Genomic DNA, 19,032 nt, shown 5'->3' with positions numbered 1-19,032 from the left:
TATAAAGAAAAGAGGAGATTTTCTATGAGCGAATACTTTTTTACACACCCCTATGCATCTCAGCGTACGTGTACGTTTGGAAAAAATGGAATGGTAGCGACTAGTCAGCCTCTTGCCGCTCAAGCGGGTCTTGAAATGTTGAAAAAAGGAGGCAATGCGGTAGATGCTGCTATTGCCTCGGCAGCTTGTTTAACGGTTGTAGAGCCTACGTCAAATGGAATTGGCGGAGACGCATTTGCTCTCGTGTGGATAAATGAAGAGCTATACGGACTCAACGCGAGCGGTCCTGCTCCTGCTTCCATCTCTATTGAGGTTCTGCGTGCCATGGGGATAAAAGAGATGCCGGCTCGCGGTTTTGTTCCTGTTACGGTCCCAGGTGCCCCCAGCGCGTGGGCGGAACTGTCAAAACGCTTTGGGCGACTGTCGTTAAAAGAAGTGCTGCAGCCTGCTATTTCGTATGCACAAGAAGGGTTCCCAATCTCCCCAATTTTAGGGTACAATTGGGAACGAGCGTTTGAACGATTTACACACGCGTTAAAAGGTGACGAATATAAGCACTGGTTTGAGACGTTTACCAACAATGGATCAGCTCCTAAAGTAGGGGAAGTGTGGCGATCACCGGACCATGCTGCTACGCTGCTTGAAATTGCCGAAACGAATGGGGAATCTTTTTACAGAGGGGATTTAGCTGATAAAATAGCAGCTTTTTCGAAAAAATACGGTGGATTTTTAACAAAAGAAGATTTAGCAGCTTTTAGAGCAGAGTGGGTGAAGCCAATTTCAACTTCTTACCGAGGATATGATGTGTGGGAAATTCCGCCAAACGGCCAAGGCCTTATTGCACTTTTAGCTTTAAATACGCTAAAAGGCTTTTCTTTCGATGCCAAAGATTCTGTCGATACATATCACAAGCAAATTGAAGCCATGAAGCTAGCGTTTGCAGATGGACAAAAATTCATTACAGATGCTGATAAAATGACAGTAGCAGTTGAAGATTTGTTGAATGATTCTTATGCAAACAAGCGCAGAGGGCTGATTGGCGAAAAAGCGCTTGTTCCCGAAGCCGGACAGCCGTCTCATAGCGGCACGATCTATTTAGCGACAGCTGATGGAGAAGGAAACATGGTATCATTCATTCAAAGTAATTACATGGATTTTGGCTCAGGACTTGTCGTACCTAATACGGGCATATGCCTGCAAAACCGCGGGCATAATTTTTCGTTAGACCCACAGCACCATAACCGATTAGAGCCTGGAAAACGAACCTACCATACTATTATTCCTGGATTTTTAACAAAGAATAAAAGCGCTGTAGGTCCATTCGGTGTAATGGGCAAATTCATGCAACCTCAAGGACATGTGCAAGTCGTCATGAATATGATCGATTTCCATCTGAATCCTCAGGCAGCTTTAGATGCACCAAGATGGCAGTGGATTGAACATAAAAAGGTTCTTGTGGAAAAAGAAATGCCTTCACATATTGTAGAAGCATTAGAACGCAAAGGGCATGATATTCATGTGGCTACGAGCAGACATACGTTTGGAAGAGGACAGATTATTTTAAGAGATGAACAAACCGGTGTATTATACGGCGGCACAGAAGCGCGAACAGACGGAGCGGTCGTTGCTTATTAGATCACAGAGAAAGGAGCGCGAGAAATGCGACAATTGGATATTTTTATAGCGTTTTTTCGCTCAGGTATGCTCGGCTACGGAGGCGGACCTTCAGCTATTCCACTCGTAAAAAAAGAAGTGGTCGATACGTACAAGTGGATGGATGACGATGAATTTGGCGATTTATTAGCAATCGCCAATACGCTGCCTGGGCCTATTGCTACAAAGCTGGCTGGATACATCGGCTATCGAGTCGGTGGTATTTTGGGTCTCGGGACAGCTTTATTTGCAGCCGTTATTCCAACCGTTTTTTTAATGGTATTGCTGTTAACAACTTTAACGCAATTTAAAGATCAGCCGTGGGTTATGGGTATGACCAAAGCAGTTGTTCCTGTAGTAGGAGTTATGCTCGCGGTTATGACGTGGGACTTTTTTAAAAAATCAACGTCTGGTCTAGGGTGGACGCCAGCTATTATCTTACTGATTATTAGTTTAGGGCTAATAGAATTCGCCCATATCCATCCAGCGGTCATTATTATTGTTCTTATGGCAGCAGCTTGGATTCCGCTAAAACGAAAAGGAAAAAAAGGTGAAAGTGCTGAACACAAGCAAAAGAGGGAATCAGTATGATTTATATTCAGCTATTTATGGCGTTTTTTGTTTCAAATATTTTAGGCTATGGAGGCGGACCTGCGTCGATTCCGCTTATTCAAAAAGAAGTCGTGGATCACTATCATTGGCTTACGGTCAAAGAGTTTAGTGAAATGCTGGCAATTGGAAATGCGCTTCCTGGTCCGATTGCCACAAAAATGGCGGGGTTTATCGGATATCAACAGGCAGGGATTTTAGGCTCGGTGATTGCTCTTTTTGCAACGATTGCTCCGTCGGTTTTACTTTTAGTTATTTTACTTCGAATATTATTTAAGTATAAAGATTCGCCAAATGTTAAGAAAATGACGAACTACATTCGTCCGGTTATTGCCATTTTACTGGGCTTGATGGCATATGAATTTTTTATGAATTCATACGGTGATTCAGGGATATGGCAAACTTTATTTTTAGTAGCAGCCAGCTTTGTTTTATTGGAAAAATTGCGTGTGCATCCAGCGTTCGTTATTGTCGGAGCACTCGTATACGGAGCTGTTTTTCTTGCGTGAATGAAGCTCTCGAAGGATGAGAGTTTTTTTTTGTAAAAGAGACGAAAAGAGGGGAAGTCATGGTTGAAAAAGCGGTGTTAGAAAACGTTCAGGATCTAGTTAACTTGCGAATTTTGCTTATGAAAGAACTGGGAGAATTAAACGGGAATGAGGAGCTGTTTCGAAAAGCTACAGAAGAATATTTTACTACAAATATAAATAATCCACATAGCTATACGGCTATTTTAAAAGCGAATGGAGAAATTGTATCAGCAGGAAGCATCGTCTTTTTTATACGTCCGCCTTCACCGAGTAACCTCCAGGGAAAAGAAGCATATGTTATGAACATGTATACAGCTTTTGATCACCGAAAGCACGGCTATTCTTCAGCTGTTTTAAAGCATTTGATGCAGTACTGCCAAAAAAATGGTGTAAATCGAATATGGTTAAATGCTTCTTCCGCTGGAAAAAGCTTGTATCAAAAACATGGATTTATTGAATATGAATCTGAAATGGAATACAAGTTTGAAAAAAACTAGATCAGCAAAACTCTTGATAGAGATGGGTTTGAAGGAGCTATGGTTTTTAAAAAATAAAAAAAATTAATAAAAAGTGTTGACGAAGATAAAAAAACCATTCATAATACAAATCAACATCACACAACATTACACACAACTTGGAAGCGACAAACAGTTTCAAACGATCGGAACTGATTATCCAAGTACACATACATAGTCAATACTGAGCGTTGATAGGAGCACTAGTAGAAAAAATTTCCCTGTAACAGAGAGCTGACGGTTGCTGCGAGTCAGAACACAAATTTTTTCGAAGTACATTCCTTGAGCATCTTTTCCGAGTAGGAAAAGACGGCCTAGCCGTTATTTTAATCAAGAGGCAAGCAAAATGCTTGCAACTAGGGTGGTACCGCGAATTTTCGTCCCTACTGACTCTTAAGAAAAATCTTAAGGGTGAGTAGGGACTTTTTGTATTTTGGCCCATTATAATTTTATATCCATTACAAGCGATGAAAAGAGCATAGTAGCAAAATCTTCCCTGTATTCAGAGAGCTGATGGTTGGTGCGAATCAGTACAAAAGAGATTGCGAATTACATTCTTGGAGCTTTCTTTTGGCAATAGTCAAAAGCGGCAATAGCCGTTATCTTAATGAAGAGGCAAGCAATGCTTGCAATTAGGGTGGTACCGCGATCAATTCGTCCCTACTGATACAATCAGTAGGGACTTTTTGTATATCCGCATAAGCGGCTGTGTAGGTGTAAAACGGATTTTTCAATACAAACTAAACGAGAAGATCCGTTCAAGGTTATAAAATCAAAGGAGGATTTTTAAAATGACAAAATCACTAGAACAATTACGAGGACAAATCGACGAAATAAATTTAGAAATTTTAGAATTATTAAATAAACGCGGTGAAATCGCACAAGAAATCGGAAAAGTAAAAGGTACACAAGGTGTGAATCGCTTTGATCCAGTTCGTGAACGTAAATCGTTAGATCAAATCTTAGCTAACCATAATGGACCATTCGAAGCTTCAACAATTCAGCATATTTTCAAAGAAATTTTCAAAGCAAGCTTAGAGCTTCAAGAAGACGATCACCGCAAAGCACTTCTTGTATCTCGTAAAAAGAAATCTGAAGATACAATCGTTGACATCAACGGTACAAAAGTAGGACCTGGAAACTTAGAATTTGTAATGGGACCATGTGCAGTAGAAAGCTACGAACAAGTAAAAGAAGTGGGCTTAGCGCTTAAAGAACAAGGTATTACGTTAATGCGCGGTGGAGCGTTCAAACCACGTACATCACCTTACGATTTCCAAGGTCTTGGGGTGGAAGGCTTAAAAATCTTACGTCAAGTAGGCGATGAGCTAGGCCTATCAATTATCAGTGAAATTGTTTCTCCTCAAGATATTGAAACGGCTCTCGACTACGTAGATGTAATTCAAATTGGTGCACGTAACATGCAAAACTTCGAGCTATTAAAAGCTGCAGGTTCTGTAGACAAACCGATTCTTTTAAAACGTGGATTGGCAGCAACAATTGAAGAATTCATTAACGCTGCTGAATACATTATGTCTCGCGGAAATGGAAACATTATTCTTTGTGAACGCGGTATCCGCACATACGAGCGTGCAACACGCAACACACTAGATATCTCAGCTGTTCCAATCTTGAAAAAAGAAACGCATTTACCAGTTGTAGTAGACGTAACGCATTCAACAGGACGCAAAGACTTATTATTACCATGTGCAAAAGCAGCGATTGCTATCGGCGCAGATGCTGTAATGGCAGAAGTTCATCCAGACCCAGCAGTAGCACTATCAGATTCAGCACAGCAAATGAACATTCCTGAATTCCACAAATTCATGGAAGAATTAAAAGGTGCAGCAGTAAAATTATCTTAATTTCATAGTGATACAGTGATAAGAAACTAGTAGCAAACATTTCCCTGTCTCAGAGAGCTGACGGTTGGTGGAAGTCAGTACACAAATGTGAGCGAATTACACTCTTTAAGTACTCTTTTACAGAGCGGTCAGCGGATCGTTAACAATTCGAGGTGGCAAGCAATGTTTGCAACTAGGGTGGTATCGCGAGAAAAACTCGTCCCTATGACGTAGGGGCGAGTTTTTTATTTTTTACAACAGAAAGGAATCGATAATATGAGATATTTAACAGCAGGAGAATCGCACGGACCTCAATTAACAGCGATTATTGAAGGAGTACCAGCAGGGCTTGAATTAACAGCCGAACATATTAATGAAGATTTAGCAAGAAGACAAAAGGGACATGGGCGCGGACGCCGCATGCAGATTGAAAAAGATCAAGTTCAGATTAAAGGCGGGGTTCGCCACGGTGAGACGCTTGGTTCACCCATTGCTTTAGTCGTTGAAAACAAGGATTTTACTCACTGGAGAAATATTATGGGTGCTGATCCAGTTGATCATGATGAAGAAGTAAAGCGACAAATTACAAAACCTCGTCCAGGTCATGCGGATTTAAATGGAGCGATTAAATACGGTCACAGAGATATGCGAAACGTATTGGAACGTTCATCTGCTCGTGAAACGACGGTACGAGTAGCCACAGGCGCAGTTGCCAAACAAGTACTAAAAGCTGTAGGCGTAAATATTGCATGTCACGTGCTTGAAATCGGCGGTGTGAAAGCTGAAAAAACGGCATATGAGTCACTGACAGAACTTCAGGAAAAAACAGAAGCGTCACCTGTTCGCTGCTTAGATGAAGAAGCGGGACAGAAAATGATGAAAGCAATCGATGATGCAAAAGAAAATGGAGACAGCATTGGTGGCGTAGTGGAAGTAGTAGTAGAAGGAATGCCTACTGCAGTGGGAAGTTACGTGCACTATGATCGTAAGTTAGATTCAAAGCTAGCTGCTGCTATTATGAGCATTAACGCGTTTAAAGGCGTTGAAATCGGCGTAGGCTTTGAAGCAGCTCGCAGACCGGGAAGTGAAGTCCATGATGAAATTCTATGGGATGAACAAAACGGCTATACGCGTAAAACGAACAATGCGGGAGGTTTAGAAGGAGGCATGACAACAGGAATGCCGATTGTTGTGCGAGGCGTCATGAAACCTATTCCTACCTTATACAAGCCGCTTCAAAGTGTAGATATTGATACAAAAGAGCCATTTGCTGCAAGTATTGAACGCTCAGACAGCTGTGCAGTACCGGCTGCAGCGGTTGTAGCAGAATCAGTGATTGCTTGGGAACTAGCATCTGCTATTATCGATCAATTTGGGGCAGATCGAATTCAGTTAATTCAAGAAAACGTAAAAAAACATGAAGAATACGCAAAGCAATTTTAATGAATAGAGGAGAATGAAAGGTGAAAACACGTGTATTACTTATTGGGGTCGGCCTTATTGGAGGATCATTAGCGCTAGCTATGAAGAAGCATCGTCACGTCACAGTCGTTGGAGCTGATATCAATACAAATGAAGTACAAGTAGCCAACCAGCTAGGTATCGTTGATTATGTAGCTGAAGATATAAAAACAGAAGCAGCCCAAGCAGATTATATCGTACTTGCTACTCCAGTAGAGTACACGACAGCATGGATACACGACCTTTCTACTTGGAAGCTTAAAGAAACGGTTATCGTAACGGATGTCGGAAGTACCAAAGGTGAAATTATGAAAGCAGCCGAAGCGCTGAATAAGAAACGTATTTCATTTATTGGCGGGCATCCGATGGCTGGTTCTCATACGAGCGGTGCAGTCAATGCACGAGCGGATTTATTTTGTTCGGCGCGCTATATTTTAACGCCGTTTGAAAATGAGCAAAAAGAAAAAATAGATGCGCTTATGCATTTGCTAGAGCCTACAGGTGCACAATTTGTACTGCTTGATGCAGCTACTCATGATCAAATCACTGGAGTTGTCAGTCATTTACCTCATGTGATTGCGACCAGTCTTGTAAGACAAGTAAAAGGATATTCAGCACAGAATCATCTTGTCACGGAAATGGCAGCAGGCGGTTTTCGAGATATTACGAGAATTGCTTCAAGTAATCCTCATATGTGGAGAGATATACTAAAACAAAACCGTTCTATGCTTTTAACATTGCTTGATGACTGGATGAAAGAAATGGAACAAGTAAAACTATTAGTAGAAAAAGGTGACGGTCACGAATTATTTGATTACTTTTCAGATGCCAAAGAATTTCGTGATTCGCTTCACGCATAAAAGGAGAGACATATTGTGACAGTAAAAGCTTTACGAGGAACGATTCAAATTCCAGGGGATAAATCTATTTCTCACCGTTCCGTTATGTTTGGTTCGATTGCAGAAGGAACAACAACGATTAACGGATTTTTGCCAGGAGACGATTGCCTTAGCACCATTTCCTGCTTTCAAAAACTAGGTGTAGATATTCAAATGATTGATGAACAAAGCGTCGTAGTAAAAGGAAAAGGGATACAAGCGCTAAAAGAGCCATCTGATATTTTAGATGTTGGAAATTCGGGCACAACGATTCGCCTTATGATGGGGATTTTAGCAAATACACCCTTTCATTCAACATTGATTGGAGACGAATCCATTGCCAAACGCCCTATGAAGCGTGTGACCGGTCCGCTTCGTGATATGAATATTCATTTAGACGGTCGAAAAGATGCTAATTTTACACCGCTTGTTATACGAGGTGGGAAAGCAAAAGGTATACACTATACATCTCCCGTTGCAAGCGCACAAGTAAAATCAGCTATTTTACTTGCTGGACTGCAGGCGGAAGGAACAACTTCTGTAACGGAACCGGCGAAATCACGTGATCATACAGAACGTATGCTAGAGGCATTTGGTGTTAAAGTTGAAGAAGAAGGCTTAACCGTTTCAATTGAAGGCGGCCAAACGTTAAGAGGAACCCATGTAGAAGTGCCTGGTGATATTTCGTCAGCTGCATTCTTTTTAGTAGCGGGGGCTATTGTTGCAAACAGCCGCATTGAAATTCAAAAAGTTGGGATGAATCCGACTCGAACGGGTATTTTAGATGTGCTTTCAAATATGGGCGCTTCGATCGAGACAGTCAAAGAAACAAAAGAAACAGCGGAACCCTATGCAGATTTAGTTGTAGAAGCTTCTCACTTAAAAGGTACGGAAGTAGGCGGAGACTTGATTCCACGCCTAATTGACGAAATCCCAATTATTGCACTAGCTGCCACACAGGCAGAAGGGATTACGATTATTAAAGATGCTGCAGAGTTAAAAGTCAAAGAAACAAACCGTATTGATACGGTAGTGAATGAGTTAACCAAAATGGGAGCTAACATTGAAGCAACGGAAGATGGAATGATTATTCACGGAGGTGCAAAACTTCACGGAGCAAATGTAAACAGCCACGGAGATCACCGTATCGGTATGATGCTCGCTGTTGCCTCTTGTATTGCAGAAGGGGAAACAATTATTGAAAATCGTGACGCGGTATCCGTCTCTTACCCGCAGTTTTTTGCTCACTTAGAGTCTTTACAGCAGTAAATTCCCTTATTATGTTAAAATAGCAGTTTGAAAGTTATAAGGAATTTATAAAATTAAAACCAATGACTCTATATTTCGCCGGAGAAATCCGATATAATCATTACAACACCTCTAGTATTAAATAGAATTTGGTGAATGATTATGTTTTTGATGATTGTCTACATCGGGGCCATTTTATTTTTTATAAAAATGTTTATGGATCGAGATTTTATTTGGTTTTTGTTCCTATTGCCATTTTTGATGTTTGTTATGTTTTTTGAAACAGACTATCTTGATCATGTCCCTGAATCTGGAAGGTTAATTATCTTTACGTTTTCTTTTTTAGTCATTTATGCAATGGTTTTGGTGTATAATCGATATTTTAGAAAAGAAGGATGTAAAGAGTAAACTCAAATGTGAATCTATTGATAATGATAAAAAAAGCATGCCCTACGGCGTGCTTTTTTTATCGCTTGAATCGACATCCACTGGCGTAAGCGGCTTTTTAGCAGGGCCTTCTACCACAGATCCGTCGTAAGAGAAACGAGAACCGTGACAAGGGCAGTCCCACGTGCGGTCACCAGCGTTCCAATTTACTTCACATCCTAAGTGCGTGCATGTAGTATCGACGCAGTGAAGCTTCCCTTGAGGATCTTTATAAGCTCCCGTACGTTTGCTATTTACATATACGACCGACCCTTCATCATTTTGAAGCTGATCCAGTCCTTTTTCAGGCATTGAAAACTTACCGGTAATAAAGTGTTCAGCCACATCAAGATTTTGACGAAAGAAATGCTTAAGGCTAGGGTCCGCATAAAAACGAGACGGATTATACAACTCCGCATATGGGTTGTCTTTTCCGGTTATTGCATCTCGAATAATATGTGCTGCAATGGTGCTATGAGTCATCCCCCATTTTTTAAATCCGGTAGCAATAAAGATATTTGGCTTGCTTTCTTTAATGGGACCGATATATGGAATTTTATCAAGCGTAAATAAATCTTGTGCAGACCATTTGTAACGAAAATGTTGAACAGTAAAATTTTCTTCGGCGAACCTCTGAAGGGACTCATAGTGGAACATAGTATTAATTCCTTGTCCAGCTTTGTGGCCTTCTCCACCAATTAAAATGAGTTCTTCTCCGTCAACTTTTGTTGAACGCAGCGAATGAGTAGGCTGATCAGCACTTAAATACATGCCTCCAGGGTAAGCTTGTTCAACTTTTGCTGCTAACACATACGAACGTTTGGCATACATGCGCGTATAGTAAAAGCCGGCTCCATCATAAAATGGAAAGTGTGAACACGCCACTACATATTTGCAAGAAATTCGATGTCCGTCTCTTGTGACAACGGTGGGCGACGTGCTTTCTTCTACATCCGTGGCTACGGTGTTTTCAAAAATCAATCCGCCGCTTTCTGTGAATTTTTTTACTAAATGAAGCAGATATTTTAACGGATGAAACTGAGCTTGATCTTTCATAATAGCTGCTGCCCTAATATCAAAATTAAAAGGAAGCTCTGTTGCAAATTCACATGGAATATGTAATCGCTGATAGGCTCGAAATTCTTTACGAACTCGATGATCAAACTCCAGCGTTTCTCCGTATAAGTAAGCATCTTGTACCGAAAAATCACAGTCAATGTTTTCCGTTTGAATTAAGTTTTTCATAAACTGCAGAGCTTGTTCGTTTGCTTTATAATACAGCAGCGTTTTTTCTTCGCCAATGTGTGAAAGCAGCTCATCGTAGATAACGTCATGCTGAGCTGTAATCTTTGCTGTTGTGTGACCGGTTGTACCATTTAAAATATTATCAGCTTCAATTAACGCCACGTTCAGCCCTTCTTTTTGTAATAAATAAGCTGTTGTAATACCGCTAATACCGCCTCCTACTACTACAACATCAACTTTTCGATTTTCTGAAAGAGATGGGTATGTTGGAAACTTTAAATGATCGCGCCAGTAGGGCTCAGTATCCTTTGGGATATTTGCCAATTTATTCACCTCCATATGATAAGTCTTATTTTTACCATAGTTTTCTAAAAAATGTATGCAAAATAAAGGAATCTACTCCAATAGCATCTCTTTGCTGTACTTATTTAAGCAAAAGGAGGGGAAAAGAGTGATTGCAATCAGCCTTTGTATAATTGTTGCGAACGAAGAAGAGGTTAAACCAAAACATTTGCTCTTTAAGATTCTTCTTTTTAAACGTGGCTTCTGCACCTACACCTTGCCATTTGCTGCGAAAGAAGTGGTGAATAAAAAGCAAAGTATAAAATAGTAAAGGTTACAGATTTAAACATGCAAAGCAATAAATTCATATAAATGATAGGGAGCATCATATAATAAAAGTATAGAGGCTTAATTCGGCAAAAGATATTTAAACATCAAGGTCCAAATAAAAGGGCAAACGGCATGTTTGTCCTTTTTTCATGATTATAGTGACAATTTTCATATATAGTAATAAAGTATATATATAGCAAAAAAATCCCAAATTTCAAGAAGATAAAAACAGCTTAAAACCAAAACAAGTTGTACTCTTAGAGTATGTAGAACGTGCAAAAAAAAGAAATAATATGTAGTATTGTAATACAGGACGTAATTGGGAAGAAAAATGAAAACGTTGACAAAAAGAGGAGGGGTACCATGTTGGGTTCACTACCTAATGTTATAAATACGTCAACGCTTGTGTCTTCAAGTGAACAACAAGAAGCGTCATCTGAATCATTTAAAACATATACTCATAAAGGAAAAAAATTCAAAGTCTATTTACCTAAATCCTATCATATTTTAAAATCTTACCCACTAATGGTTATGCTGCATGGATGTACACAAAATGCAGATGATTTTGCAATAGGCACGCAAATGAACGAGCTCGCCGACGAAAAAGAATTTATTGTCGTATACCCACAGCAGTCTTCTAACTCAAATATGAATAAATGCTGGAACTGGTTTGAACCTCTTCATCAAATTAGAGGGTTTGGCGAGCCAGCTATTATTGCAGGGATTGTAAAAAAAGTTCAAAACATGCACTTTATTCAGAAAAATAAAGTGTTTATTGCCGGTCTGTCAGCAGGAGGAGCAATGAGCATTGTTATGGGGGTAACGTATCCAGAACTGTTTGCTGGAATAGGTGTGTCAGCAGGTATCGAATATCAGGCGGCTCTTAACGTATTTAATGCGTATTCTGTCATGGCCAGTAAAGGTCCTTCCCCCGTTAAACAAGGAAGAATTGCTTATCAGCAAATGGGAAAACGGGCAAAGCCACTGCCGCTCATTGTATTTCATGGTAACGCTGATTCTACGGTAAATGTAGCCAATGCAGATCAAGTGGTTCACCAGTGGATTACAACGAATAATCTTGCTTATAATGGAAGAATAGATGGATGGATTCAAGATAGCCCGGTTAAAACGAGAGAAGAAAAAATTCTCTTTGGACGGGATTATACAACATATCGCTACGAAAGCAGTAAGGGAGAATTGGCTATTGATAAATATATTATCAATGGAATGGGGCATGCATGGTCAGGAGGGAATTCAGCGGGCAGCTATACAGACCCTAAAGGTCCCAATGCTAGTCGAATCATGTGGGACTTTTTCATGAGTCAAAAAGTATAAACAGAGCATATAATGAGGTTCAGTTGCGTTCTTATCGCAGAGAAGAAGAGCTGAAAGTAGCTCTTCCGGCCCTTATTAGTATAAAGAAGCAGCTGCAGGAACCATTATTTTAACTAGACGTGTTTTTCTAAAAATTAGGATTTGATTATTTAGAAAACGGGTACTGTAATAAAGAAAATAAGAAGTCAAAATTACATAGCTTAGGATTGACAGCTTATAGTTGTAAATGTAAGATAACTGCGAGCTGCATTTTGTATGATTAAAACATTAAAATAAGCCGAAAACTGAAAAAATAAATAGAAATTGTAAGATGAGCGGGTAAGGAAAAGGAGATTAAAAAATGAATATTGCATTTTTCTTAGTACCAAAAAGTGATGTTGTAACACTAAATATTCAATCCACATTAAGACAGGCTCTTGAAAAAATGGAGTATCATCGCTATTCTACAGTTCCGCTAGTTGACGATGATGGTAAATATGTGGGCGTTCTTACTGAAGGAGATCTCCTTTGGAAGCTAAAAAGCCTAGGAGACTATCGCTTTCAAGATACGGAAAATATTAAATTAACAGAGATTGACCGCTATCAAGATTATAACCCAGTTGCTATATATGATGAAGTTCAAAACATCCTTTCAAAGGCAATTGACCAAAATTTTGTTCCTGTAACGGATGATCAAGGTGTATTTATTGGAATTGTAAGAAGAAGAGAAATTCTAGAGTTTTATGCAGAAAGCGCAAGTAAAGTGAAAAATCAAATATAAAAAAAGCCATCTAGAGATGGCTTTTTTTCTTGTCTTATCTCCCCCGTACATACTCCTAAAAACAGGCTTAGGTCATGGCCCACAGCAATGCACTTCCTTGTACTAGTTTACATAATCTATTTATATATAGGTATAAAATTGCCTATATAAATCTTATTTATAGATAAGGATGGTTTATGTGAGTTACAACAATAAAAAGAAGTGTTGCTGGTGTTCTAATCAGTATTATTACAAAACTTCTGGCTATGATCCAAGAAGTAGCCACGAAGGAAAATGCTGTCATAACGATTATAAGCATAACGATCATTGTCCTAAACATGATGATGATCATCGTTCTGGACATAAAAAATGCCATCATGGTGGCAACCATAGCGGAGGTCACGACGGTAACCATGGCGGAGATCATGGTGGCAACCATGGCGGAGGTCACGGCGGCAGTCACGGCGGCAGTCATGGCGGCAGTCATGGCGGAGGTCACGGCGGCAGTCATGGCGGCAGTCATGGCGGAGGTCACGGCGGCAGTCATGGCGGAGGTCACGGCGGTTGTCATGGCGGAGGTCACGGCGGCAACCACGGCGGAGGTCACGGCGGTAACCACGGCGGAGGTCACGGCGGTAACCACGGTGGAGGTCACGGCGGTTGTCATGGCGGTAACCACGGCGGTTGTAAAAGACGTCGCTGCTGTTGGGGCTGGGTGTTTTAATTTAATAAATAATTGAATTAAAATGAAGCGTTGATTTAGCAGAAAGAACTCAAGAAATTGAGTTCTTTTTTTTTGTAAGTTGAAACTTATAAACGGTATACTTCGTATATATAGTAAGAGCATTTTGGAGGAGGAAAAAAATGTTTAAAAAAATGTTTGCTAAAATTGGAGTTGGAGCTGCCAAAGTGGATTTACGATTAAATGAAACCGCCTATACGCTCGGTCATGTAATTGAAGGAGCTATTGTCATCCAAGGTGGAAACGTTCAGCAACATATTAATTTAATTGATGTTGAATTTTGGCTTGAAGTTCAATTGAAAAGCGGTCAAATGCATACACATCGTGTGGAAAGCCTGCGCGCAGCTTCTTCATTTACAATTAATGAAGGCGAGAAAAAAGAAATTCCATTTACATATCATTTACCTTTGGACCTTCCAATCTCTGCGAGCAACGTTAGCTATTTCTTTAAGACACACTTAGATATTGAAGGGGGAGTAGACTCAACAGACCGGGACCCTGTGCGCATTAAAGCTCCAAAAAGCTTATATCAGCTAGTAGAGGGCTTTGAAGCACTTGGATTTAGAGAAAAACATCATTCAGGAAAATTTAACGGATACAAACAAGAATTTTCATTTTTCCCTACAGACTTCTTAAAGGGATATGTAAATGAGGTTGAGTTTGAGGTAGCCATTGAAAGAGAAGGGATCCGCGTGCTGTTGGAGCTAGATTTGCCTTCTTTTGGCCGTGAGAGGGAAATAAAAAATGAACTCTTTTTTACAAATGATGAACTAAGCCAGCCATCTACTATCGCTCGTTTGCTGGAAGAAGCGATGGAAGAGATGATGGAGAATCCTCGAGACTATGAATATTATAAGTCTCCTCACTATGATCAGCATTCACACCACCCACGTATGAGCGGGTTAGGGGGAGCAATGGGAGGTTTTGCAGCCGGTATGTTAGGCGGACTGCTCATTGAGAATTTGATGGATGATATGTTTGAAGACTCGGCGCTTGGTGAAATTGGAGAAGATATTGAAGAAGCCGGGGAAGATCTGTTGGATGGAGATTTTTTTGATGGAGGAGACGATTGGTAAAAGGGATTTTGAATAAATAAAAAGGATGATTAATGATGATCATCCTTTTTTTCTTTCTTCTTTCTTTTTTTTACTTCTATATACTTAATGTGAAAATCCTCTATAATCAGAACTTTAAAGTAAAATTGCTCATGCTGAATGATATCATTTTTGGTCACATCAAACTTTTCGGTTAACACCCACCCGGCAATGGTATCTACTTCTTCGTCGCTAATATCCGTACCGAGTAAATCATTTACTTGGCTAATGAGCATTTTTCCGTCAAGAATATAATGATCGTCTTTAATTTTTTGTACATAAGGAATTTCGTCCGTATCAAACTCATCTCGAATTTCTCCCACAATTTCTTCAATAATATCTTCTACTGTAACAAGCCCAGCGGTTCCGCCATACTCATCAAAAAGAATAGCCATTTGAATACGTTCTTTTTGCATCTTTACAAGCAAGTCATGAATGGGTACGGTTTCAATTACTTTAAAAATAGGCTTGACGTATGACTCTAACGTATTGGTGCCGTCTTTTTCGTTGAATACAATATCATTATAAATTTCTTTGATATTAACGAGACCGATTACTTTATCTTTATCCCCATCTTCAACAATTGGATAGCGCGTATATTTTTCGACATTTGCGATTTGCAAAAAAACCTCTACGACGTCGTCTTTGGAAGCACTCACAATTTCCGTACGAGGGACCATTACTTCTTTAGCTAAACGATCGTCCAAATCAAAGATTTTGCTCATATATCGATATTCGGATTGATTGATTTCACCGCCTTCGAAGCTCTCAGATAACAAAATACGCAGCTCTTCTTCACTATGAGCAGCTTCATTTTCTGAAATCATCGTTATACCAAAAATCTTAGTCAACATACGAGCTGATCCATTTAATATTTTAATGAACGGATACATAAGTTTGTAAAACACGATAATCGGTTTTGCAAAGTTCAGCGTAATTTGTTCAGCCATTTGAATAGCAAACGTTTTAGGAGCTAATTCCCCTAAGACAACATGTAAAAAAGTAATAACAACAAATGCAATGACAAAAGATAAAATACCAGCAAGCGGCTCATTCGTATGGAAGGTAGTAAAAAGAGGGTGAAGCAACCGATCTAGCGTCGGTTCACCAAGCCAACCAAGCCCGAGAGCCGTGATGGTGATACCAAGCTGACAAGCGGATAGATATTCATCTAGATGCGTAATAACGTGTTTGGCAGATACAGCTTTTTTATGTCCTTCTTCTAGAAGCTGATTGATTTTTGAACTTCTTACTTTTACAATAGCGAATTCTGTCGCTACAAAAAAAGCAGTTAATGCAATTAAAACTGCGACTAATAGTAATTTTACGGCGATCATCAAAGTCACCACCTTGTATGTAAATGTATATATTAAGTGTTAGCCAAAGTGGAGAAAACATGTATTAAATCAAGAAAAGAAAAACGCACATAAAAAAACTGCTTCTATCTTTAAAAAGAAAAAGAAGCAGTTTATTATGTTACATGTTCATTTAGGGGAATTAATCTTAACTTTACCATCATGGTCTATCACATATCGGTTCTACAGTTCAACTGACTTTTAGCAAACGTATTGCGAGTGTGTTATGACACCTCCTTTAACTGTAATCCGAGTATATATGATGCATCTCTCACCCCTTTCTATTAGTTAATTGTATTATAATACATAATTAATCAAAATACTACAAATATTCAGAAAATAATCCAAAATGCATAGTTTTTTGTCATTTTCTGAAATATACGCACAAAACGAGATTGAGACATAACAAAATCAATACAATACAATCTAAAGACGAGTAAACTGAGTAAATGATCTAGTATGAGTCGTTTGGTTACACTGCTGGTGATTTCCGTGCAAGGCTACGCTTTCCGCAGGCGGCCGATGAGCCTCCTCGTCGATTTCGCTCCTGTGGGGTCTCATCTATTCCGCTTTTCCCGCAGGAGTCTTCGCCTTTCCCTCCAATCAACAGCTAGAAGCAACTCTAAACATAACCTATATTCACCGTACTAATGAAAAGATCCGAACGGTGAATCGTTCGGATCTTCCTTCAACTAAAATACGTTTGCTCCAGCCTCTTTTTAATTAATGCAGTTTATGGTTATTAGGCATCTGAGGAGAGGCAGTGGCTTTTGCAAAACTTGTAATCATTTGCTGCATATCTGCTTTTGCAAGCTGCGGCACTTGATAATAATGGTGTTTATTTTGATAAAGAGAAATTTCATAAGCCATTTCAATCCAATTAGGAACACTGTCTCCGAATATTCGGCGAACAACAGGATTTGTTATTTCTAAAGCGGTCATGGTTAAAAGAGATGCTTGAGACTTAACTAGACCTAGCATATGACCTGATATGCCTTTTTCATTGATTTCCTCAACGGACTGATTCGGCTTTTTAGGCTGTGAAGGCTTTAAGCCATAAACAAAGGTATGAGACTGCTTCATGTTATATACATGTGTAGAATCGGCCGGCTTTTGACCAGTAGAAAAAGCTTCTACGATTAAATTATATTCATTTAAAATAAACTGATATTGCCGATCAATGATATCAAGCAGCTCTTGTTCTTTTACATATTGCCTAAACATCATAAACTGATCCATTACATTAATCGAGCCCGCAAGTGTTTCATGAACGTCAAATAGTTCATGCCCTCCATGGTTCAATTGAGGGGGTACAGCTCCAGTTTGCATGTTTGTAGGAAGTTCGTGATTATTCATACTAAGTCCTCCTTAAAATCGGTATCGACTATAGTCTTTAAACTTCTTCAGGTTTTATACTCAAACTTGATTTATTCATAAAATGTTGCTCTACATAACTTAATTTACAACTAGTTATTTAATTAAAGGGTAAAAGTGAAAGGGTTTTATGAAAAAAAAGCGAATATCAATAACAATTCACGATCTATAGATAGGGGAATCAAAAAACATGAATGAGCTGCTGTCATACTCAAGTGAATTAAAACACGAAGCAAATCAACTGGTGGTATCCAGTCATTTATTGGATCTGTTAAGAGAATATGGTTGTCTTCTCTCAGGGGAGAGTTTTGAGTTAAATGTCATGACAAATCGCATCATTAATTTTTACGTAGGAAATGATGAAATGGATGAAGAATCTATTTTTCACATGGGGTATCAGCTTACAAAGCGTTTTAGCCCTTATAAGATGATATTTGCTAATGAAAAAGATAAGTATCAGTGGAGTGTGTATATGATTCAGAAGGGAGAAGAGTGGAAGCTTGATATTTCCGTGCTTCCAGAAAATATCGTGAAAGGCAAAGTTGAGAAACAAGAGTTATTAAAATCACTTTTCACTGAAAAGAAGCGGGAATGCATTTTATTTTTCAAGCAGCAAAGCGGATATAATCGCTATTATACGAGTGATCATGTCTATAAGGCTGTGCTAGAAGATGACATTCACGATGATATGTCTTTTTTTATGTGGCTGCAAAGACAAAAAAAAGTAAATCAACAAACGTAAAAAAGAGCCGCTTAGGCTCTTTTTATGCGTTTACGGATGTTTTTACAGGTAAAGCAGCTTTTAGCATCCAAATATGTTTTTCAATGTTGCCGATTGTTCCAATGAATAAGTCAGCTGTTACGTGATCGTGTGCTGCTTCAGCGTTTTCAACTGCATTTTTTAGGTTTTTAACAAGTAGCGTATAGTCATTAATTAAGGTTTCTACCATTTCTTCACTCGTTTGCTCGTTTCCATCTTCAGAAAGAGTAGCTGCTTGCAAAAATTGCTTCATTGTAGCAATTGGGCTTCCTCCAATGGCTAGTAATCGTTCTGCATATTCATCTATATAGTCCGCCGTCTCATTATAGAATTCTTCAAATTTTTCATGAAGCGTAAAAAATTGAGGCCCTTTTACATACCAGTGAAAGCGATGTAGCTTCGTATACAATACGTTAAAATCGGCAATTTGTTGGTTCAATACGTTTTCTAAATTCATAGTTAATAGCCTCCTAATGAGTTGTTGTTATCTTATATTTATATTATATCAAATATCAAATTAAAATCAATACTTATTTATAATAATTATTAAATAATAATAAGGATGCTTTTAAATCGTAGTTATTCTCTTTAAAAACTCTAAAGATATGATAG

The 19,032-nt window shown here is 39.1% G+C and carries 19 protein-coding genes and 3 other annotated features; of the genes, 15 read left to right on the top strand and 4 right to left on the bottom strand.

The genetic code is table 11. The annotated features are described in order from the left end of the window. The first annotated feature begins 24 nt into the window (after window positions 1–24). From ggt to BG04_RS27145, 9 genes are all read left to right on the top strand, one after another. Window positions 25–1,635, top strand: coding sequence for a gamma-glutamyltransferase (ggt, locus tag BG04_RS27185; protein ID WP_034650811.1), 1,611 nt, complete (start codon window positions 25–27; stop codon window positions 1,633–1,635). Window positions 1,636–1,659: 24 nt separating this feature from the next. Further along, window positions 1,660–2,244: a chromate transporter gene (locus BG04_RS27180; RefSeq protein WP_034650812.1), complete on the top strand. Its 585-nt coding sequence runs from the start codon at window positions 1,660–1,662 to the stop codon at window positions 2,242–2,244. Beyond that, complete coding sequence (locus tag BG04_RS27175) at window positions 2,241–2,771, top strand: chromate transporter (protein ID WP_034650813.1); 531 nt, start codon at window positions 2,241–2,243, stop codon at window positions 2,769–2,771. The genes BG04_RS27180 and BG04_RS27175 overlap by 4 nt, the downstream gene beginning before the upstream one ends. 59 nt (window positions 2,772–2,830) lie before the next feature. Beyond that, complete coding sequence (locus BG04_RS27170) at window positions 2,831–3,289, top strand: GNAT family N-acetyltransferase (protein ID WP_034650815.1); 459 nt, start codon at window positions 2,831–2,833, stop codon at window positions 3,287–3,289. A 200-nt stretch (window positions 3,290–3,489) separates the two neighbouring features. Continuing rightward, window positions 3,490–3,695, top strand: a binding site (T-box leader). A gap of 70 nt (window positions 3,696–3,765) precedes the next feature. Then, window positions 3,766–3,972 (top strand) — a binding site (T-box leader). A 126-nt stretch (window positions 3,973–4,098) separates the two neighbouring features. Beyond that, entirely contained in the window at window positions 4,099–5,172 is a 1,074-nt protein-coding gene (locus BG04_RS27165) for a bifunctional 3-deoxy-7-phosphoheptulonate synthase/chorismate mutase (protein ID WP_013057698.1), read from the top strand. Window positions 5,173–5,178: 6 nt separating this feature from the next. After that, window positions 5,179–5,379: a binding site (T-box leader), on the top strand. Between the two features lie 48 nt (window positions 5,380–5,427). Continuing rightward, a complete protein-coding gene (aroC, locus tag BG04_RS27160; protein WP_013057697.1) occupies window positions 5,428–6,594 on the top strand; it encodes a chorismate synthase in 1,167 nt (388 codons plus the stop codon). A gap of 20 nt (window positions 6,595–6,614) precedes the next feature. After that, on the top strand, window positions 6,615–7,472 hold the full coding sequence (locus BG04_RS27155; RefSeq protein WP_034650818.1) for a prephenate dehydrogenase: 858 nt from the start codon (window positions 6,615–6,617) through the stop codon (window positions 7,470–7,472). Window positions 7,473–7,487: 15 nt separating this feature from the next. After that, window positions 7,488–8,759, top strand: coding sequence for a 3-phosphoshikimate 1-carboxyvinyltransferase (aroA, locus tag BG04_RS27150; protein WP_034650820.1), 1,272 nt, complete (start codon window positions 7,488–7,490; stop codon window positions 8,757–8,759). Between the two features lie 141 nt (window positions 8,760–8,900). Further along, the gene (locus BG04_RS27145) at window positions 8,901–9,146 is read left to right on the top strand and encodes a hypothetical protein (RefSeq protein WP_013057694.1); all 246 of its coding nucleotides are present in this window, start codon (window positions 8,901–8,903) and stop codon (window positions 9,144–9,146) included. A gap of 42 nt (window positions 9,147–9,188) precedes the next feature. On the opposite strand, the gene BG04_RS27140 is transcribed toward BG04_RS27145, so the two are convergent. After that, entirely contained in the window at window positions 9,189–10,733 is a 1,545-nt protein-coding gene (locus tag BG04_RS27140) for an FAD-dependent oxidoreductase (protein WP_013083785.1), read from the bottom strand. Window positions 10,734–10,860: 127 nt separating this feature from the next. Between BG04_RS27140 and BG04_RS30680 the strand changes: the two genes are divergently transcribed. The 5 genes from BG04_RS30680 to BG04_RS27120 all read left to right on the top strand — a co-directional run bounded on the left by BG04_RS30680 (window position 10,861) and on the right by BG04_RS27120 (window position 14,913). Continuing rightward, window positions 10,861–11,019, top strand: coding sequence for a hypothetical protein (locus BG04_RS30680; protein WP_155276296.1), 159 nt, complete (start codon window positions 10,861–10,863; stop codon window positions 11,017–11,019). Between the two features lie 365 nt (window positions 11,020–11,384). After that, window positions 11,385–12,356, top strand: coding sequence for an extracellular catalytic domain type 1 short-chain-length polyhydroxyalkanoate depolymerase (locus tag BG04_RS27135; RefSeq protein WP_016764703.1), 972 nt, complete (start codon window positions 11,385–11,387; stop codon window positions 12,354–12,356). Window positions 12,357–12,696: 340 nt separating this feature from the next. Further along, complete coding sequence (locus BG04_RS27130; RefSeq protein WP_013057690.1) at window positions 12,697–13,116, top strand: CBS domain-containing protein; 420 nt, start codon at window positions 12,697–12,699, stop codon at window positions 13,114–13,116. A 178-nt stretch (window positions 13,117–13,294) separates the two neighbouring features. Continuing rightward, on the top strand, window positions 13,295–13,819 hold the full coding sequence (locus BG04_RS29155; RefSeq protein ID WP_136461686.1) for a hypothetical protein: 525 nt from the start codon (window positions 13,295–13,297) through the stop codon (window positions 13,817–13,819). 140 nt (window positions 13,820–13,959) lie between these two features. Then, a complete protein-coding gene (locus tag BG04_RS27120; RefSeq protein ID WP_013083783.1) occupies window positions 13,960–14,913 on the top strand; it encodes a sporulation protein in 954 nt (317 codons plus the stop codon). Between the two features lie 29 nt (window positions 14,914–14,942). Here BG04_RS27120 and BG04_RS27115 read toward each other — a convergent pair whose 3' ends face one another. Then, window positions 14,943–16,268, bottom strand: coding sequence for a hemolysin family protein (locus tag BG04_RS27115; protein WP_034650826.1), 1,326 nt, complete (start codon window positions 16,266–16,268; stop codon window positions 14,943–14,945). A 741-nt stretch (window positions 16,269–17,009) separates the two neighbouring features. Then, window positions 17,010–17,642, bottom strand: a complete 633-nt coding sequence (locus tag BG04_RS27110) for a spore coat protein (RefSeq protein WP_016764699.1) — start codon at window positions 17,640–17,642, stop codon at window positions 17,010–17,012. A 208-nt stretch (window positions 17,643–17,850) separates the two neighbouring features. Here BG04_RS27110 and BG04_RS27105 point away from each other — a divergent pair, with 208 nt between their 5' ends. Continuing rightward, window positions 17,851–18,402, top strand: coding sequence for a hypothetical protein (locus BG04_RS27105; RefSeq protein ID WP_013083781.1), 552 nt, complete (start codon window positions 17,851–17,853; stop codon window positions 18,400–18,402). Between the two features lie 22 nt (window positions 18,403–18,424). Here the strand turns inward: BG04_RS27105 and BG04_RS27100 are convergent, their stop codons facing one another. Further along, on the bottom strand, window positions 18,425–18,877 hold the full coding sequence (locus BG04_RS27100) for a Dps family protein (protein WP_025751201.1): 453 nt from the start codon (window positions 18,875–18,877) through the stop codon (window positions 18,425–18,427). Window positions 18,878–19,032: the final 155 nt, after the last annotated feature.

It is taken from the genome of Priestia megaterium NBRC 15308 = ATCC 14581, assembly GCF_000832985.1.
Classification (GTDB): domain Bacteria; phylum Bacillota; class Bacilli; order Bacillales; family Bacillaceae_H; genus Priestia; species Priestia megaterium.
This window is presented reverse-complemented; position numbering and strand designations above follow the sequence as displayed.

Coding starts and splice junctions, on each gene's coding strand:
- ggt (WP_034650811.1), top strand. CDS start 25: ATGAGCGAATACTTTTTTACACACCCCTATGCATCTCAGCGTACGTGT.
- BG04_RS27180 (WP_034650812.1), top strand. CDS start 1,660: ATGCGACAATTGGATATTTTTATAGCGTTTTTTCGCTCAGGTATGCTC.
- BG04_RS27175 (WP_034650813.1), top strand. CDS start 2,241: ATGATTTATATTCAGCTATTTATGGCGTTTTTTGTTTCAAATATTTTA.
- BG04_RS27170 (WP_034650815.1), top strand. CDS start 2,831: ATGGTTGAAAAAGCGGTGTTAGAAAACGTTCAGGATCTAGTTAACTTG.
- BG04_RS27165 (WP_013057698.1), top strand. CDS start 4,099: ATGACAAAATCACTAGAACAATTACGAGGACAAATCGACGAAATAAAT.
- aroC (WP_013057697.1), top strand. CDS start 5,428: ATGAGATATTTAACAGCAGGAGAATCGCACGGACCTCAATTAACAGCG.
- BG04_RS27145 (WP_013057694.1), top strand. CDS start 8,901: ATGTTTTTGATGATTGTCTACATCGGGGCCATTTTATTTTTTATAAAA.
- BG04_RS27135 (WP_016764703.1), top strand. CDS start 11,385: ATGTTGGGTTCACTACCTAATGTTATAAATACGTCAACGCTTGTGTCT.
- BG04_RS27130 (WP_013057690.1), top strand. CDS start 12,697: ATGAATATTGCATTTTTCTTAGTACCAAAAAGTGATGTTGTAACACTA.
- BG04_RS27120 (WP_013083783.1), top strand. CDS start 13,960: ATGTTTAAAAAAATGTTTGCTAAAATTGGAGTTGGAGCTGCCAAAGTG.
- BG04_RS27115 (WP_034650826.1), bottom strand. CDS start 16,268: ATGATCGCCGTAAAATTACTATTAGTCGCAGTTTTAATTGCATTAACT.
- BG04_RS27110 (WP_016764699.1), bottom strand. CDS start 17,642: ATGAATAATCACGAACTTCCTACAAACATGCAAACTGGAGCTGTACCC.
- BG04_RS27105 (WP_013083781.1), top strand. CDS start 17,851: ATGAATGAGCTGCTGTCATACTCAAGTGAATTAAAACACGAAGCAAAT.
- BG04_RS27100 (WP_025751201.1), bottom strand. CDS start 18,877: ATGAATTTAGAAAACGTATTGAACCAACAAATTGCCGATTTTAACGTA.